Origin of the sequence: Streptomyces sp. NPDC058619 (genome assembly GCF_042717785.1) — a bacterium.
Taxonomy (GTDB): Bacteria; Actinomycetota; Actinomycetes; order Streptomycetales; family Streptomycetaceae; genus Streptomyces.
Genome location: NZ_JBHXQN010000037.1, coordinates 1 through 17060 on the forward strand (window position 1 = coordinate 1; position 17060 = coordinate 17060).

A 17060-nucleotide genomic window follows, 5' to 3' on the forward strand; every position below is an offset into this window, starting at 1 on the left:
CCTTTTAACCCCCCCCCCCCCCCCCCACTAAACCACCCCCCCCTCCGGCCGCCTCGGTTTTTTTTTAACCCCCCCCCCCCCCGGGGGGGGCGGGGGGGGGGGGGGCCCGGGCCGGCCCCCCCCCGGCCCCCCCGCCGCGTTCCTCAGCGGTGCTCGGGGTTGGGGAAGTCGAACCGGCAGCCCGCGTCCCACAGGGAGCGCTGGTTCCCGTGGGCCGGCATGCCGCCCGCCCGCTTGAGCAGGGCGGCCAGGTGCATCAGGTTCCAGGACATGAAGGTGGTGTTCCGGTTGGTGAAGTCGTTCTCGGGGCCGCCGGAACCCGGGTCCAGGTAGGAGGGGCCGGGTCCGGCCTCGCCGATCCAGCCCGCGTCGGCCTGCGGCGGGATCGCGTAGCCCAGGTGCTGGAGGCTGTAGAGGACGTTCATGGCGCAGTGCTTGACGCCGTCCTCGTTGCCGGTGATCAGCGCGCCGCCGACGCGCCCGTAGTACGCGTACTGCCCCTGCTCGTTCAGCAGGGAGGAGCAGGCGTAGAGCCGCTCGATGACCCGCTTCATCACCGAGCTGTTGTCACCGAGCCAGATCGGCCCGCACAGCACGAGGATGTCGGCGTCCATGATCCGGCTGTAGAGGACCGGCCACTGGTCGCTCTCCCAGCCGTGCTCGGTCATGTCCGGCCAGACGCCGGTCGCGATGTCGTGGTCGACGGCGCGGATGACCGAGGTCCGGGCGCCGGCCGCCTCCATGACGGCGCGGCTCCGGCCGATCAGGCCGTCGGTGTTGCTGGTCTCGGGTGATCGTTTGAGCGTGCAGTTCACGTAGACGGCGGTCAGGCCCGAGTAGTCGGGCGGGTTCGCGTTCTCCTCGTCAGCGGCCACGCACCCACCCTGTCGGGGCAACGGCCGGAGCGCCACCGGACCGCACCCGCGAGGGTCGGGTTGTGACCGGTCCGCGCGGCCGACTAGGGTCAGCGGGCCTTGGTGTTCGGGAAACCGGTGAGAAACCGGTGCGGCCCTCGCCACTGTGATCGGGAAGTCCGGCTCCACTCCTACGGGAAGCCACTGGTGCGTCGCGCGGGTGACCGCTCGGCCCCGGGAAGGCGGAGCCCGGGCATCAGCACCCGTGAGCCAGGAGACCGGCCGAGGCGCGTCGTCCATCCACGAGGTGCTGGAGAGGTCTCCTTACTCATGCATATAGCCGAGGGGTTTCTGCCCCCCTTGCACGCGGTCGCCTGGGGCGCCGCGTCCGCTCCCTTTGTCGTACACGGGGTCCGCGCCCTGACCCGAGAGGTCAAGGCCAACCCGGAGAGCACGCTGCTGCTCGGTGCGGCCGGAGCGTTCACGTTCGTCCTGTCCGCCCTGAAGATCCCCTCGGTGACGGGCAGTTGCTCCCATCCCACCGGAACGGGGCTCGGAGCGATCCTCTTCCGGCCGCCGATCATGGCGGTGCTGGGGACGATCACCCTGCTGTTCCAGGCCCTGCTGCTGGCGCACGGCGGGCTCACCACCCTCGGCGCGAACGTCTTCTCGATGGCCATCGCCGGGCCGTGGGCCGGGTACGCCGTCTACCGCCTGCTGCGCGGGACCCGCGCCCCTCTGATGGTGGCCGTGTTCTTCGGCGCCTTCTTCGCCGACCTGGTCACCTACTGCGTGACCTCCGTCCAGCTGGCGCTGGCCTTCCCCGACCAGGCCACCGGCTTCACCGGCTCGCTCGTGAAGTTCGGTGAGATCTTCGCGCTGACCCAGATCCCGCTCGCGGTGAGCGAGGGCCTGCTGACCGTGCTCGTCGTCCGGCTGCTGATGCAGTCCAGCAAGTCGGACCTGGTCCGGCTCGGCGTCGCGAAGCTCACATCCGGCAAGGCCGAGCAGGAGGCGACCGCCTGATGAGCCGGAACGCGAAGATCAACACCCTGCTGCTGCTCCTGGTCGCGGCGCTGGCCGTGCTCCCGCTGGCACTGGGGCTGGGCGAGGGCAAGGAGGAGCCGTTCACGGGCGCCGACGCGCAGGCGGAGACGGCCATCTCCGAGCTGAAGCCGGACTACGAGCCGTGGTTCACGCCGCTGTACGAACCCCCTTCCGGGGAGATCGAGTCGGCGCTGTTCGCCCTCCAGGCGGCACTCGGCGCGGGCGTGCTCGCGTACTACTTCGGCGTCCGCAAGGGGCGCCGCCAGGGCGCCGCCGCGGCGGGCGCCGCCGGCGGCGCCCTGCCCGACCCCTCCGCGCAGTCGTAGACGGTGCTGCCGATCGACGCGGCGGCGCACAGCAGCCGCTGGCGCCGCCGCCATCCGCTGGAGAAGGCGGTACTGGGGGTCGGCCTGACGGTCACGGCGGTGTGCCTGCCGCCGTGGCCCGGCGGCCCGCTGGTCGCCGCGGCCACCCTCGCCCTGCTGCTGGGTCCCGCCGGGGTGGCGGGGCGGCACCTGTGGCGTGCGTTCCGCATCCCGCTGGGTTTCTGCTTCACCGGGGCGCTGCCGCTGCTGTTCTCCGTGGGCGGCCCGGCCGGGTTCGTCGCGATGGCACCCGACGGCCCCCGGCACGCGGGAGAACTGCTGCTGCGGACCTCGGCGGCCTCCCTCGGGGTGCTGCTGTTCGCCTTCACCACCCCGGTCTCGGACGTGCTGCCGCGCCTGGTCCGGGCCGGGGTGCCGGCCCCGGTCGTGGACGTGGCGCTGGTCATGTACCGGATCGGCTTCCTGCTCCTCGACTCCCTGGCCCGCGTCCGCCAGGCCCAGGCGGCCCGCCTCGGGAACACCGGGCGGGCGGCGGCGTGGCGTTCGGTGGCCGGGCTCGCCGCGACCTCGTTCGTCCGGGCCTTCGACCGCGCGGCGCGGCTCCAGTCGGGCCTGGCCGGGCGCGGCTACGACGGCGCGCTGCGGGTGCTGGTGCCCGAGACTGCGCTGTCCCGGCGGTTCCTGGCCGGGACGGCCGCCCTGCTCGCCTCCCTGGTCGCCGTGACCCTCGTACTGAAGGAGCTGTACCTGTGAAGCCGCTGGTGGAACTGGCCGGCGCGGGCTACGCGTACGAGGACGGCCCCGAGGTGCTGTCCGGCGTGGACTTCGCGATCCCCGGGGGCCGCGCCCTGGTGCTGCTGGGCCGCAACGGCAGCGGCAAGACCACGCTGATGCGCCTGCTGAGCGGGGGCCTGCGGCCGGGCTCGGGCGCGCTGCTGCTGGACGGTGTGGAGGTGGGTCACGGCCGCGCCGGGCTGACCCGGCTGCGGACCTCGGTCCAGCTGGTGGTGCAGGACCCGGACGACCAGCTGTTCGCGGCCTCCGTCGAGCAGGACGTGTCGTTCGGTCCGATGAACCTCGGTCTGCCGGAGCCCGAGGTACGCGCCCGGGTCGACGCGGCGCTCGCGGCCCTGGACATCACGGCGCTGCGGGACCGCCCGACGCACCTGCTCTCGTACGGGCAGCGCAAACGGGCGGCGATCGCGGGGGCGGTGGCGATGGCGCCGCGCGTCCTGATCCTGGACGAGCCGACGGCCGGGCTGGACCCGGACGGGCAGGAGCGGCTGCTGGACGTCCTGGCGGGGCTGCGGGCCGCGGGCACCACGGTGGTGATGGCCACGCACGACGTGGAGCTGGCGGTCCGCTGGGCCGACGACGCGGCGGTCCTGACCCCGGCGGGCATCCGCACGGGCCCGGCCCCGGTGCTCCTCTCGGATCCGGAGCTGCTGGCGTCGGCGGGCCTGCGCCAGGCCTGGTCGCCCGCGGTGACGGCGTTCCTGCGCGCGCACGGCCTGCTCGGCGCGGACTCCCCCGGCCCGCGGATCCCGGAGGCGCTGGCCGGCTGGCCGGCGGCGGGCCGGTCGTAGGCGGGCGTCCGCGCCGGGTCTCCGGGGGACGGCGTGCGGGGGCGGCGTGCGGGGCCGGCGCGAAACCTAGGATGGCGCCATGTCGCTGCCGCACGCCATCCTCACCGCCCTGCTCGAGAAGCCCTCGTCCGGGCTGGAGCTGACCCGGCGGTTCGACAAGTCGATCGGGTACTTCTGGTCGGCGAGCCACCAGCAGATCTACCGCGAGCTGGGCCGCCTGGAGGAGTCCGGGCTGATCCGCGAGCTGCCCAGCGAGGTGCCCGTACGGGGCCAGAAGAAGGAGTACGAGGTCCTGCCCGCCGGCGGCACGGAGCTGGCGCGGTGGGTCCGCGAGAGCCAGGACCCGAAGCCGATGCGCGACCCCCTGCTGCTGCGGATCCGCGCGGCGGGGGTCGTCGGGCCGCACGGGCTCGGCCCCGAGCTGCGGCGCCACCTGGAGCTGCACCGGCGGCAGTTGGAGCAGTACGGGGCCATTGAGGAGAAGGACTTCCCGCCGGGGCGCGACGCGGTGGAGGACCGGCTGCGCCGTCTCGTCCTGCACGGCGGGATCGCCCTGGAGACGTTCTGGCTGACCTGGCTGGAGGAGGCCCTGGCCGAGGTCGGGGACATGGAGGGCTCCCCGGTCCCGGGACCCGAGGACGCCGGGCACTGACGGCGCCGGAAGCTGACGCGAACTGACGGCGCCCCGGCCCCGGCAGGCGGGACGGGGGCGCGCGGCGGGCTACTTGTTCACGGAGGCCCAGAACTCGTCGAAGCTCAGCAGGCCGTCGCGGTTCGCGTCCTTGGCGGCGAGCACGGCGTCGGCGACCGCGCCGGTGACGTACGCGTCACCCATCGCCCTCATGGCCGCGCTGTACTCGTCGGCCGTGACGAATCCGTCACCGTTCACGTCGAACTTGTCGAACGTCGCCCGTGCGCTCTCGATGTCGGCCACTGGGTCCACCCCTTCTTCGTGCTTGTTGACCGGCTCAGGGTAGCCGCCTCCCGGAGGCGTCTTCGCCGGGGGTCCCGTTCGAGCGGCAGACAGATATCCAAATTACTCTTCCGTCATACGGAAGTGAGAATTCCAGCCAAGAAATCCGGTCCGCCCTTGTCACGCTCCGGCACCACGGCATAACGTACGGACATTGCCGCCACACCGGGAGCGCAGGGCTCCCAGGGACAAGCGGCAACAAGGGCGATCACACAGGTGACGATCACAGCTGACGCATCATTCGAAGTTCTGCCCTTCACCCGTACCTGCCGCCATATCTGGGAAGACGGCGACCATGTGCTCATCGGAGTGAGTCCGGGAAACAGCTACTTCAGCTCCGAGCGCATCACGAGTCTTGCCCAGTGGGCCACGACCCGCTTCGCGCAGGTCGACTTCGTCTACGCAGACCTGCACGTGGACCGGATGTTCGCAGCCTTCGGCTACACCCGGGAACACGCGGAGAAGCGCGCCGCGAAGGAAATCAAGGCCGTCCGGCGACGGATTCTCAAAGGCGTGGAGGAATCAGGGCCCCCGCAAGCCGAAATCCGCGTGAGGGCACTTTCAGAGTTCCAGTCCAACCCCGTATACCAGCTTCTGCACCGACGCGTCCTGCATTTCCTGGAGACCGACGACGAATTCCGCAAGGGCTGCGAGAGGATGGCCCTTCACTTCGTCGGCTCCAAGTTGCCGGAAGGTGAATCGATGACAGACGCGCAGTTGCAGGTCTGTTTCGATTACATGGCGGCCGAGCTGCCGTTCTTCGTGGACACCCCGAGCATTCTCGACGTGCCGTCCTCCGTGGCGGCCTACCACGTCAGGATGCCGCTCACCGACGTCCTCTTCGCCCGCGGCGGGGGCCTGCGCGCGACCCGCAACCAGGCGTACGCCGTCGTGCGCCCCGAGACCGCGGCGGCCACGGGCCCGGCACCCCGCCCCGCCCCACCGCAGCACACGGCACCGCAGCACACCGCACCAACCGAGAGGAACGTCGATGAGCGTCGAGCAGCTTGAGGGCCGGGAGAGCCGGGAGCACCAGCCACTCCTCGACTTCCCCCTCTCACGGCGCGGTGACGTGCTCCCGGAGGAGTGCGCCCGGCTGCGCGAGAAGGCTCCGGTCGCCAGGGTCCGCACGCTCACCGGGGACCAGGCCTGGCTGGTCAGCAGCTACGCGCTGGCCAAGCAGGTGCTGGAGGACGAGCGCTTCAGTCTCAAGGACACGGCCAACGCCGGCGTCCCGCGCCAGTACGCGCTGACGATCCCGCCCGAGGTCGTCAACAACATGGGCAACATCAACAGCGCGGGCCTGCGCAACGCCGTGATGAAGGCGCTCAACCCGCGCCAGAAGGGGCTCCAGGACTGGCTGCGCGCCACGGCCGGCGAGCTCGTCGACCAGTTGGTCGCCGAGGGCGGCCCGGCCGACCTCCGGGCGGGGTTCGCCGACCCCTTCTCGGCGGCGCTGCACGCCAGGGTGCTCGGGGTCCCCTTCGAGGACTGGCGCCGGCTGATGTCGGGGCTGGACGTCGCGTTCATGACCGCTCGCGAACCGTTCGCCGACTCGGCCCTCAACTGGTACAAGGACGTCGGCTACTTCGTCGGGCAGCTGAAGGTCCAGCTGGCGCTGCCGTCCGAGGAGCGTGCGGGGCTCCTCGGCAGGTTCGCCGACCTGAAGGAGGCGGACCCGGAGTCGGCGCACCTGACCGACGAGATGTTCGCGACCGTCGCCGTCTCGCTCTTCGGGGCGGGCGCGGTCTCCACCTCCGCCTTCCTGGTGCTCGCGGTCCTCGCGCTGCTCCAGCGGCCCGAACTGATCGGGTACCTGCGCGCGCACCCCGAGCGGCTGGGCGGGGCCGTGGAGGAACTGCTGCGCTGGAACCTGTCGGTCGGCGACGGCCTGCCGCGCCTCGCGACGGCGGACGTCCGGGTCGGGGACGTCCTGGTGAAGGAGGGCGAGCTGGTGCTCGTCCTGCTGGAGGGCGCCAACTTCGACCCGGAGGCCTTCGAGGACCCGGACGTGCTGGACCTGGAGCGCAAGGGCCCGAACCCGAACCTCGCGTTCGGCGCCGGCCGGCACTTCTGCCCGGCCTCCGCGCTGGGCCGGGCGCACGCCGAGATCGCGCTGGAGGTGCTGGTCGAGCGGCTGCCCGGGCTGCGCCTCGCGGTGCCGGCGGAGAACCTGGTCTGGCGCACGGGCTTCATCAAGCGGCTGCCCGAGCGGCTGCCGGTCGCCTGGTAGCGGAGCGCCGCCCGTCGGCGGACGGGTAGGCGGCGGTGTCCCGGGAGCTGTGCGAGCCCCCGGGGCACCGTCGTGGCCTAGCGGAAGATGCCGGTGTGGCCCAGCGAGTAGCGGCCGGGCTGCGGGTAGACGGCGAGCCCGTGCGGGCCGCCGCCCACCGGGATGCGGGCGAGCTGCTTGCCGGTGACGGTGTCGATCGCGTAGACCTCGGAGTTGTAGCGGCCCGACAGCCACAACACCTTGCCGTCGGCGGAGACGCCGCCCATGTCGGGGCTGCCGCCGTCGGGGAGCTCCCACTTCTTGGTCAGCTTGTTCTGCGGGAAGTCGAAGACCGAGATGGTCCCCTCGCCGCGGTTGGGGATGTACATCTCCTTGGAGTCGCGGCTGATGTACAGGCCGTGGCAGCCCTTCCCGGTCGGGAGCAGCTTCGGCGTCTCGAACTTGTCGCCGCTGAGCACCCACACGCCGTGCGCCATCATGTCCGCGACGTAGAAGGTCTTCCCGTCCGGGGAGACCTTTACGTCCTGTGGCATCGCGCCCTCGAACGGCAGTTTCTGCTGGGCGATGACCTCCATCTTCTCCGTGTCGACCTTGAGGAGTTCGCCGGAGAACTCGCAACTCACGATGAAGTAGCGGCCGTCCGCGGAGAAGTCCGCGTGATTGACGCCGAAACAGGTCACCGGGACGGTTTTCACGCGGTCCATCGTGTGCGGATCGCGGAAGACCAGTTCCTTGTCCAGCGAGGCCATGACGATCGCGTACTTGCCGTTCGGCGTGAAGTAGAGGTTGTACGGGTCGTGCACCTCGACGGGCTTTCCGGCCTCGCCCGTGGCGGGATTGATCGGGGTGAGCGTGTGACCCCGGTTGTTGTTGACCCAGAGGGTCTTCATGTCCCAGGACGGCACCACGTGCTGCGGCTGGACGCCGACCGGGATGGTGTCGATGACCTGGTACGTCGCCGGGTCGATGACGGACACCGTGTTGGAGTTGGTGTTCGGCACGTAGACCCGGGACGGGAAGTCCTTGACCACCGGGGAGAGCTTGTTCGGCCGGTCCGCCGCGTAGACGTCGTTGGGGTCGAGGACCGGGGGCATGCCGGGCAGGCCCGGCGGGGCGGCCGGAACGGCTTTGACGGGCTTGGCCGGGCCCTTGGAGCCGAGGGTCCCGGCGGGCCCCTTCTCGGCGGATCCGCAGCCGGCGAGGGCGGCGAGGACCAGACCGGCCAGCAGCACGGTGGCCTTCCGGGGAAGGCGGATGGTGGTCATGGGGTCAGCAGCTCCGTGGTGGTCACCGCGCGCAGGGTGCGGCGCGCGAGTTCTTCGAGGAGGGGCGGCATCGCGGCGACCGTGTCCGCGTAGCCGAAGTGCAGGCTCACCACCGATCCGCCGTGGATCGTCCCGGTGACGTTGCGGATGACGGCCGCGGCGCCGGGCGAGGTGAAGTCGAGGGAGTCCACGTCGTACGAGAGGACGTGGGGGTAGCCGGCCCGCTGGGCGAGCTTCTGGACGAGCGGGGTGGCGTACTGGGTCTGGGAGGGCCGGAACCAGGTGCCGATCGAGCCGGTGAGCCGCTTGAGGCGCTGGGCACAGCCGGTGATCTCGGCGTACGCCTCCGCCTCGGCCATGTCGTTGATCGCCAGGTGGCGCTGGGTGTGGTTGCCGAGCTCGTGGCCTCCGTCCAGGATCCGGCGGGCCATGTCCGGGTGGGCGTCGAGCCAGCTTCCGATCGCCAGTACGGTGACCCGCGCGCCGGCGCGTTCCGCCTCCGCCAGCACCGCCCGACCGGTGGCCGGGTCCCCGTTGCCGTGGAAGGTGAGGGCGACCCGGGGGCGGTCCCGGGGGCCGTGGCCGATCTCGACGGGCGAGCCCGCGAACCGGCGCGGGGCGGCGGCGGCGCCGGCCGGTCCGGCGGGCTTGGCGGGCCCCGGGGGCGGGGTCGCGGCGGCGGGCGCGGCGGCGGGGCGGTCCGGTCCGCACGCGGTGGCGAGTCCGGCCACCGCGGCTCCGACCGCCCCGAGACCGGCCGCGCGCAGGGCCGCGCGGCGGCCTGGAGGTGAGAGCACTTGCCCATTTAAGGGGTGGATGACCCGGAAGGTAATGATTGACCCAATTCGGGACGTTCACCCAACTGGGTTCAAGGAGTGCCTTGTCCGCCATGCGATCAACGATTCACGCACAGCGGTCGATATTTATTCACACATTACGAGGTGAGTGGCCCACCTCACCTAGGATTTAGCTAGAAACTCTTACTATTTGCACACTTATGCCCGACTAGGGACTTTTGGCGTTTGCGCGCGCGTCTGCCATAGTCGGAATCACGGCTTCCCGTTGACCCGAGCGAAGTCCCGACGCCGAGGATCACACCCCCTTCGATCCTCGGCGCACCCATGAAGCCCCCCACGCCCACCACGGCGAGCCGGGGGCTTCGGGCGTTTCCGGGGCCCCGGCCCGCGGGGAAGCGGGGATGGCGTCCTAGCGGTCGGCCACCCGCATCTCGAACCAGGTGATCTTTCCGCGGGGCATCAGGTCGGCGCCCCAGCGGTCGGAGAGCTTGTCGACGAGGAAGAGCCCGCGGCCGGTGGTGTCCAGCTCGTGCACCGGCATCAGGCAGGGCAGCCCGCGCGAGGGGTCGCGCACCTCCACCCGGATCCAGCCGCGCCGCCGCACCATGCGTAAGCCGAAGGAGCGCGCCCCGGTGTGCCGGACCGCGTTGCCGACGAGCTCCGAGACCAGCAGCACGGCGTGCTCGGCGATCTGCGGCGAGAGACCCCACATGCGGACGACCACGCACTGGGTCAGCCGGCGGGCTTCCCCCGCGGATTGCGGCATGGACGGAAGCGTCACTTCCGCCTCGGCGGGGTTCCCGCGCAACTCCATTGCCTTGAGGCCGAGTTCATCCTCAAGCGCCGCCGTGAGCCGCACGACCGAAGCGCTGCCGCGCTGCCGCGGCTGTTCCACACCCTCCAGGCCCGCCATGCACCCATGATGGACGGCCGGCCTCCCCCCATGGGCCGTTCCACAGGAATACACCCCCCGGAATAGTGGATTCCGAAGGGGTGCCCTGTCATATGCAATTGGCAAGCGGAGCCTTTTAGCACCCACTCTGACCTGTAATGACGCAGTACACAGGAGTGATCACAGGGAGTGGATCACCCATTCCCCTTAAGGCCGCCTTAAGGCCTGGCTAATCCACCCGCAAGGAGGACCGGGCCGTCCGCCTCAGACGAACTTCGCCTTACCCGGGCCCTCTTCGACGAAGCTGCGCATGCCGCGCTCACGGTCCTCGGTGGCGAACAGGCCGGCGAACCAAGTGCGTTCGATGGTCAGGCCGGTGTCGATGTCGGCCTCCAGCCCCGCGTCCACGCACTCCTTGGCGGCGCGCAGCGCGAGGGCCGGACCCTGCGCCAGCTTGGCCGCCCACGCGTGGGCCTGCGCGTACACCTCGGCGGCGGGGACGACCCGGTCGACCAGGCCCAGGGCGAGCGCCTCCTCGGCCTTGACCATCCGGCCGGTGAAGATCAGGTCCTTGGCCTTCGACGGGCCGACGAGCCGGGACAGCCGCTGGGTGCCGCCGGCGCCGGGGATCAGGCCGAGCAGGATCTCGGGCTGGCCGAACTTGGCGTTGTCCGCGGCGATCCGGTAGTCGGCGCAGAGCGCGAGCTCGCAACCGCCGCCCAGCGCGTAGCCGGTGACGGCCGCGACGACCGGCTTGGGGATCCGGGCCACCGCGGTGAAGGCGTCCTGCAGCCCGCGGGACCGGGCGACCATCGCCGCGTGGTCCATCGTCTGCATCTCCTTGATGTCCGCGCCGGCCGCGAACACCTTCTCGCCGCCGTAGAGGATGACCGCGCGGACGTCGGCGCGGTCGGTGGCCTCCGCCGCGAGCTCGCGCAGCCGGTCCTGGGTGGCGATGTCCAGGGCGTTCATGGGCGGTCGGTCCAGGCGGAGGGTGCCGACGCCTTCGGAGACTTCGAGAGAGAGGGTCATACGGGCCAGGTTAGCGGCGGTTAACGGGAAGCGGCCCGGTGCTGTGGGTCACAGCACCGGGCCGTCCGGGACTACCTGGGGCGCGTGCCGCGCGCCGCGCGGGCTCCTACTTGATCCACTCCGCCCAGTCCATGTTCCAGCCGTTGAGGCCGTTGTCCGGGGCGATCTGCTTGTCCTTGGAGTTCTTCACGACGACCACGTCGCCGATCAGCGACTCGTTGAAGAACCAGGCGGCGGGCTGGTTGCCGTCACCGGCGCCGCGGACGTCCTTCAGGCCGATGCAGCCGTGGCTGACGTTCTCCGAGCCGAAGGTGCCCGCCGACGCCCAGTAGTTGCCGTGCACGAAGGTGCCCGAGTTCGACAGCCGCATCGCGTGGGGGACGTCGGAGATGTCGTACTCGCCGCCGAAGCCGACGGTGGCGCCGTTCATCCGGGTCACCTTGTACTTCTCGCTGATGACCATCTGGCCGTTGTACGTGGTGGTCGACGGGGCGCCCGCGGTGATCGGGACGTTCTTGAGGACCTGGCCGTCGCGGACGACCTCCATGGTGTGCGCGCTCGCGTCGACCGTGGAGACCTGCGAGCGGCCGACCTTGAAGGTGACCGTACGGGTCTGCTTGCCGTAGACGCCCGGGCGGCCTTCGACTCCGTCGAGGGCGAGCTTCACCGTGACCGTGGTGCCGGCGGCCCAGTACTTCTCGGGGCGGAAGTCGAGGCGGTCGTTGCCGAACCAGTGGCCCTCGATCGGCACGGAGGGCTCGGCCGTCACGGTGACCGCCTTCTCGACGGCCTCGGGGTTGGTGATGCCGCGGGAGAAGTTGATCGACACCGGCATGCCCACACCGACGGTCGAGCCGTCCTCGGGCGTGTACTGGCCGATGAAGGTGTTCGCGGGGGTCAGGGTGGTGAAGGTGGTGTCCTTGGCGGACTCGCGGCCCGCCTCGTCCTTGGCGACGACGTGCACCTTGTACTCGGTCGCGGAGGCCAGGTGGCGGTTCGGCTCCCAGCTCGCGCCGTCCGCACCGATCTTGCCGTCCACCGCGTTGCCCTTGGTGTCGGCGACCGTCACCGTGGAGAGCTTGCCCCCCGCGCTGGTTATCTTCAGGACGCCGCTGGTGGCGACTTCCTTGGCCCCGTCGTCCGGCTTGACGGTCACCACGGCCTTGGACGCCTCGGTACCCGTCTTCGCTCCGCCACCGCCGTTGTCGTCACCGCTCCCGCCGGCGCCGGCACCGCCGCCGCTGCACGCGGTGGTGAACAGCAGGGCCGCCCCCAGCAGCAGGGCCGGCAGGCCGGTGCGGGCGCGGCCGCGTATCGGCTGCAGGTTCACTCGTGTTCTCCCCATGTCCCCCGCGCGCGGGCAGTCGCGCGCTTGTCGACAGGTAATCACATGGGGCAATCACGAAAAGCCACGGTCTTGTCACCGTTCCGTCCCAAGTGCCGGAAGGGACCCGGCTTGGTACGGGGACGGCGGCGATGGGGCTCCGGCGGTCAGTCCTCGGTGCCGGGCTTGGTGCCCCAGACGTAGACCGCGTCGCCCTCGGCGAGCAGGTCCCACAGGCGCTGGGCGTCGGGGACGGAGAGGTTGACGCATCCGGCCGAACCGCCGTGGGCGTACAGGTCGCCGGGGCGGCCGTGCAGGGCCTGGCCCCCGTCGAAGAACTGGGCGTAGGGCATGGGGGCGTCGTCGTAGAGCGTGGACTTGTGGTCGATGCTGCGCCAGTACACCTCGTGCCAGCCGGGCCGGGTCTCCTGGTCGTCGCGGCCGGTGCGGATGGGCACGGGGGCGAAGACCACCCGCTCGCCCCGCTGGACCCAGAGCAGTTGGCGCTCCATGTCGACGCAGGTCACCCGGTGTGCGCGGACGGGGCAGTCGCCGGCGGCGTTGGGGTCGGTCCGGGCCGCGACGGCGGTCATCGTGCGGTAGGTGGCCAGTCCCGGGTAACCGTCGGCGGGCCGGACGCCGTTGGCCCGCTGGAACGCCCGGACGGCCGCGCAGTCGGCCGCGGACTGCACCCCGTCGGCGGTGCGGCCCAGATGGGCCTCCAGCTCGCGCTGGTAGGGCCCGGTCCCGGCGGTGCAGGACTCCTGCGGGGCCGCGGGGGCCCGAGCCGTACGGACGGGCGCCGTCTCGGCCGGGACCGTACGGGCCGACGCCGCCGTGACCGGGGGTGCCAGGGCCGCACCGGCCGTCAGGGCGAGCAGCGCAGCCGGGACGGCGGCGGCCCCGCGGAGCCCGCGGACCCCCGCGGGCGGCCGGGCTGCGGCCGGCGTGTCTATCGCGCCTGACGGGTCGCCTGCGGTCATACGGGCCTCCTCGGGCCCGCCGGCCGGGCCGCCGGGGCCCAGCCAACCCGACGGGGAGGGCAAGCGCCCCGCGGGTGCGCCGGCGGGGTGAGGGGGTCACTCCACCGGCGCACCCGGACGGAGCCGCGGATCAGTCGCGCGGGCCGTCGCCCTGCTCGCGGCCCTCGCCCCTGCCGTCCTTGCCGTCCTTGCCCTTGCCGTGCTCGTCGCGCCTGTTCTGGACGGTGACCACGAGCCGCCCGCCCGGGGTCCGCCCGTCCAGCACCAGCGGTCCGGTCACCCGGTCGCGCGGCAGGACGTAGCCCTCGGGCACGTCGGTCTCCAGCAGGTAGTACGAGCCCTCCCCCAGCCCGGTGAAGTCGCAGGCGCCGGTCCGGTCGGTGGCGCAGCCGGGCTTGGCCAGGCGGTCCGCGTTGATGCCCCGGGTCTGGAGGCCCCTGATGCCGTTGGTCTCCTTCCAGACCTCGAAGACCGCGCCGCGCAGCGGCCGCTTGGTCTTCGCGTCCTTCTTCAGGACCTGGATCGAGCCCTCGTACACGGGCGGCACCGGGGTCCTGCGGTTCGGGACCGTGAGCGTGATGCCGTCGGCCACGTCGTCCTGGTCCAGGGTGAACGCGGTGACCGGGTTCACCGGGCGGTCGTAGCCGTCGGGGGCGGCCGTCTCCCGCCAGTAGTACGTCTCACCGATCGGGAGCTCGACCGTGCAGGTGCCGCGGGCGTCGGTCGTGCAGGTGCCGGCGGCCAGCTGGAAGTCCGCGCCGGGGCCGGCCGTCTGCAGGCCGTCGCGGCCGTTCTCCTCCCGCCACAGCTCGAAGCGGGCGCCGGCCAGCGGGAGGCCGGTCTCCTGGTCGGTCTTGCGGAGCACGACGCCCGCGCCGGGCACGGGGACGCGCTGGTTGTCGGCCGTGACCCGGACTCCGGCCGCGGCGTTCCGCTCGGTCAGGGTGAGCTCGTGGACCGGGTCGGCGGGCAGCGCGTAGCCGTCGGGGGCGGCCGTCTCGCGCCAGTAGTACGTGCCGGGTTCGGCCCGCTGCTCGCAGACGCCGTTCTGCGGGGTGGCGCACTCGGTGACCTCGGTGTCCGGGGTCGTGCCGGTGGTCTGCAGCCCCGGGGTGCCGTTGGACTCCTTCCACAGCTCGAAGACGGCGCCCGCCAGCGGCGCGCCCGTCTCGTCGCGCTTGAGCACGGAGACCAGGCCCGTGGTCACGGGCGGCTGCCCGCAGGTGGGGAGGTCGCCGGTGAAGGGGTACGCGTGGAACTCCTGGCCCCCGCCGCCGCCGGGTTGGCCGGTGTGCGTGACCGAGCCGGTCGTGAAGAAGCGGCCGTTGATCCCGGGCAGCCGGACGTTGGTCTGCGACGACTGCTCGCCCATCAGGAAACTGCCCTGGAACTGGCCGGTGCCGTTCAGGTTGACCGTGGTGGCGTCCGGGAAGTTCCACAGCAGCCGCTCGCGGTAGGCGTTGAGCGGGTCGTCGTCGGTGATGCCGCCGCTGTAGGTGTTGACGGTGCGGTCGGTGCCGAGGACGTTGACCAGGATCGTCGCGCCCGCCGGGATCTGCTCGAAGGTGATCCCCTGCTGGCCGCCCCGGTTGCCGACCAGGTCGGCGTCGACGTTGAAGACCTGGAGCGGGGAGGTGCCGTCGCCGCGGAAGACCGTCGCGAAACCGCGGTTGGTGGCGGTGCCGGTCGCCGTGCGGGGCTGGCCGCCGACGCGGGCGTAGCACTCGCTGGCGGTGCTGAGCTGGTCGCGCAGGGCGGTGTACGGGGCGGCCGCGGCGGGGTCCCGGCGCAGGGTGCCGGTCACGGTTCCCGTGACGGTCCCGGCGTGGCGGACCACACCCCCGTCGGCGATCAGCCGCTCGCCCGTGGCGACGGTGATGTTCCCGCCGGTGGTGAGGAAGTCCGCCCCGTCCGGCGGCGGCACCAGCGAACCGGCGCCCACGATGCCGACGTTGTAGCGGCTGTCCGCGCCGGTCGTCTTGTCCTGGTCGAAGCCGCCGAGGACGACGAGGCGGCCCTCGGCCTCGGAGGCCCGCTCGCGGACGCGGAAGTCGCCGCCGACGAAGATGTTGATGCCGTTGTCCCGGCCGGCCGGGATGCCGTCGCTGCCGATGGGCGGGAACGGGTTCGGGCAGGGGTTCGGGGGCGCCGGCACGCACGGTCCGAGCCCGCCCGGCAGCAGCGCCCGCGGGGCGGCTGCCGGCCGGTCTGCGCCGGGGCCCGCCGCGAGGGCGGTGGGCGCACCGGCCGCCAGTACGGCTCCGATCGCCACCCCGAGGGTCCAGTTCCTAGCTGACATGACGCTCCGTCCGTTACCTGCCACCTGGGCTGATGTGCCCTGACAGGCTGGAGGGAGCGGTCGGCGGGGAGCCGGGAGACACTCGTCCGCTACGGCATTCTGATCACACGAATCACCCGTACGGGGGCGCCGCGCGGATCGCCGTACGGAGCCCGGATGCCGGGCGCCGTACGGAGCCCGGATGCCGGACTTCGCGCGCGGTGCCCGGGCTTCAGACGAGGGCGGAGCCGGCCACCCAGTCCGCCCAGGACATGTTCCAGCCGCCCAGCCCGTTGTTCGCGGCGACGACCTTGTCCTGCGAGTTCACGACCTCGACCACGTCCCCGACCAGCGTCCTGTCGAAGAACCAGCCCGCCGGGGTGTCCGAGCCGCCGCCCTTGTCGTCGCGCAGGCCCACGCAGCCGTGGCTCATGTTGCTGCTGCCGAACGTGTCCGGGCTGAGCCAGTAGTTCCCGTGAAGGAAGGTCCCGGAGGTGGTGAGGCGCATGGCGTGCGGGACGTCGGGGATGTCGTACTCGCCTCCGAAGCCGACGGTCTGGCCGTTCATCCGGGTGACGTCGAACATCTCCATCACCACCATCTTCCCGTTGTACGTGGTGGTCTTGGGCGCCCCGGCGCTGATCGGCACCTTGGACAGCAGCTGCCCCTCGCGCCGGACCTCCATCGTGTGGGCGGCCGCGTCCACGGTGGAGATCTGGGAGCGGCCGACGGTGAAGGTGATCGTCTTGTCCTGGATGCCGTACGAGCCGGGCGCGCCCTCGACGTCGCGGAGGCTGACCTTCACGGTGACCTCGGTGCCGGGCTTCCAGTACGCCTTGGGCCGGAAGTCGAGGCGTTCGTTGCCGAACCAGTGGCCGACGACCTCCACGGCCGGCCTGGAGGTGACGGTGATGGCCCGCTCGACCTCCGTGCGCCGCTCGATCGGCCGGTTGAAGTTGAAGGAGACGATCATCCCGGTGCCGACGGTGGAACGGTGCTCGGGCTTGAAGTAGCCGATGAACCGCTCCTCGGGGACATAGGTGGTGAAGGTGGTGTGCCGGGCCTGGCGGCGGTTGTGCCCGTCGAGGGCGACGGCGTCCACGGTGTACTTGGCCGCGAGCGCGAGCCGGCCGGCCGCCGGGTCGGGGCTCCAGCTGAGCCCGTCGGCCGCGATGGCGCCGGGCACCCGCTCCTGCTGGGCGTCCTCGACCTTGGTGACCACGACCCGCTCCAGCCGGCCCTCCGGCACGGTGACCGTCAGCCGCCCGTCCGCCCGGACCCCCTTGGCGTTGTCCTCCGGGGTGACCCGGATGGCCTCCTCCGGCGGTCGCGGTTTCCCGGGCAGCCCGATCTCCACCGGCGACCTGCCGTCCTGGGTGCATCCGGCCAGGCCGCCCAGGAGCGCCGCCCATGCCGCCACGGCGGCCAAGCCCGCCCCTGCCCGCCTCGTCAGAAGTGTCACGTTCCCTC

The 17060-nt window shown here is 71.9% G+C and carries 17 protein-coding genes and 1 riboswitch; of the genes, 7 read left to right on the top strand and 10 right to left on the bottom strand.

The window, feature by feature from the left end; genetic code table 11:
- Window positions 1-143 precede the first annotated feature (143 nt).
- Window positions 144-875, bottom strand: a complete 732-nt coding sequence (locus tag ACFWTC_RS27800; protein WP_383920367.1) for a flavodoxin family protein — start codon at window positions 873-875, stop codon at window positions 144-146.
- Between the two features lie 83 nt (window positions 876-958).
- Window positions 959-1156: riboswitch (cobalamin riboswitch) on the top strand.
- Window positions 1157-1184: 28 nt separating this feature from the next.
- On the opposite strand from ACFWTC_RS27800, the gene ACFWTC_RS27805 reads away from it, so the two are divergent.
- From ACFWTC_RS27805 to ACFWTC_RS27825, 5 genes are all read left to right on the top strand, one after another.
- Window positions 1185-1880, top strand: a complete 696-nt coding sequence (locus tag ACFWTC_RS27805) for an energy-coupling factor ABC transporter permease (RefSeq protein ID WP_383920370.1) — start codon at window positions 1185-1187, stop codon at window positions 1878-1880.
- The gene (locus ACFWTC_RS27810) at window positions 1880-2227 is read left to right on the top strand and encodes an energy-coupling factor ABC transporter substrate-binding protein (protein ID WP_383920373.1); all 348 of its coding nucleotides are present in this window, start codon (window positions 1880-1882) and stop codon (window positions 2225-2227) included. Before ACFWTC_RS27805 ends, ACFWTC_RS27810 begins: the two co-directional genes overlap by 1 nt.
- Window positions 2228-2230: 3 nt before the next feature.
- Window positions 2231-2980 (top strand): cobalt ECF transporter T component CbiQ, encoded by a 750-nt coding sequence (cbiQ, locus tag ACFWTC_RS27815; RefSeq protein ID WP_383920375.1) that lies wholly within the window; start codon window positions 2231-2233, stop codon window positions 2978-2980.
- On the top strand, window positions 2977-3813 hold the full coding sequence (locus tag ACFWTC_RS27820; RefSeq protein WP_384026683.1) for an ATP-binding cassette domain-containing protein: 837 nt from the start codon (window positions 2977-2979) through the stop codon (window positions 3811-3813). Before cbiQ ends, ACFWTC_RS27820 begins: the two co-directional genes overlap by 4 nt.
- Window positions 3814-3892: 79 nt before the next feature.
- Window positions 3893-4465 (top strand): PadR family transcriptional regulator, encoded by a 573-nt coding sequence (locus tag ACFWTC_RS27825; protein WP_383920382.1) that lies wholly within the window; start codon window positions 3893-3895, stop codon window positions 4463-4465.
- A 69-nt stretch (window positions 4466-4534) separates the two neighbouring features.
- Here ACFWTC_RS27825 and ACFWTC_RS27830 read toward each other — a convergent pair whose 3' ends face one another.
- Window positions 4535-4747 (bottom strand): EF-hand domain-containing protein, encoded by a 213-nt coding sequence (locus ACFWTC_RS27830; protein ID WP_383920385.1) that lies wholly within the window; start codon window positions 4745-4747, stop codon window positions 4535-4537.
- Between the two features lie 255 nt (window positions 4748-5002).
- Here ACFWTC_RS27830 and ACFWTC_RS27835 point away from each other — a divergent pair, with 255 nt between their 5' ends.
- Window positions 5003-5797, top strand: coding sequence for a tRNA-dependent cyclodipeptide synthase (locus ACFWTC_RS27835; RefSeq protein WP_383920387.1), 795 nt, complete (start codon window positions 5003-5005; stop codon window positions 5795-5797).
- Window positions 5778-7019, top strand: a complete 1242-nt coding sequence (locus ACFWTC_RS27840; protein WP_384026686.1) for a cytochrome P450 — start codon at window positions 5778-5780, stop codon at window positions 7017-7019. The genes ACFWTC_RS27835 and ACFWTC_RS27840 overlap by 20 nt, the downstream gene beginning before the upstream one ends.
- Before the next feature lie 77 nt (window positions 7020-7096).
- Here ACFWTC_RS27840 and ACFWTC_RS27845 read toward each other — a convergent pair whose 3' ends face one another.
- From ACFWTC_RS27845 to ACFWTC_RS27880, 8 genes are all read right to left on the bottom strand, one after another.
- Window positions 7097-8284 carry a YncE family protein gene (locus tag ACFWTC_RS27845; protein WP_383920392.1) on the bottom strand — a complete coding sequence of 396 codons (1188 nt, stop codon included), beginning with the start codon at window positions 8282-8284 and terminating at the stop codon, window positions 7097-7099.
- A complete protein-coding gene (locus ACFWTC_RS27850) occupies window positions 8281-9081 on the bottom strand; it encodes a polysaccharide deacetylase family protein (RefSeq protein WP_383920395.1) in 801 nt (266 codons plus the stop codon). Before ACFWTC_RS27850 ends, ACFWTC_RS27845 begins: the two co-directional genes overlap by 4 nt.
- Window positions 9082-9490: 409 nt before the next feature.
- The gene (locus tag ACFWTC_RS27855) at window positions 9491-9994 is read right to left on the bottom strand and encodes an ATP-binding protein (protein ID WP_383920398.1); all 504 of its coding nucleotides are present in this window, start codon (window positions 9992-9994) and stop codon (window positions 9491-9493) included.
- A gap of 243 nt (window positions 9995-10237) precedes the next feature.
- Window positions 10238-11005, bottom strand: coding sequence for an enoyl-CoA hydratase/isomerase family protein (locus tag ACFWTC_RS27860; RefSeq protein WP_383920400.1), 768 nt, complete (start codon window positions 11003-11005; stop codon window positions 10238-10240).
- Window positions 11006-11111: 106 nt separating this feature from the next.
- Entirely contained in the window at window positions 11112-12350 is a 1239-nt protein-coding gene (locus tag ACFWTC_RS27865; RefSeq protein ID WP_383920403.1) for an Ig-like domain-containing protein, read from the bottom strand.
- 146 nt (window positions 12351-12496) lie between these two features.
- Window positions 12497-13312, bottom strand: coding sequence for a L,D-transpeptidase family protein (locus ACFWTC_RS27870; RefSeq protein ID WP_384026689.1), 816 nt, complete (start codon window positions 13310-13312; stop codon window positions 12497-12499).
- A 130-nt stretch (window positions 13313-13442) separates the two neighbouring features.
- Window positions 13443-15611, bottom strand: coding sequence for a choice-of-anchor A family protein (locus tag ACFWTC_RS27875; RefSeq protein ID WP_384026692.1), 2169 nt, complete (start codon window positions 15609-15611; stop codon window positions 13443-13445).
- Between the two features lie 211 nt (window positions 15612-15822).
- Complete coding sequence (locus tag ACFWTC_RS27880; RefSeq protein WP_383920449.1) at window positions 15823-17043, bottom strand: Ig-like domain-containing protein; 1221 nt, start codon at window positions 17041-17043, stop codon at window positions 15823-15825.
- Window positions 17044-17060 lie beyond the last annotated feature (17 nt).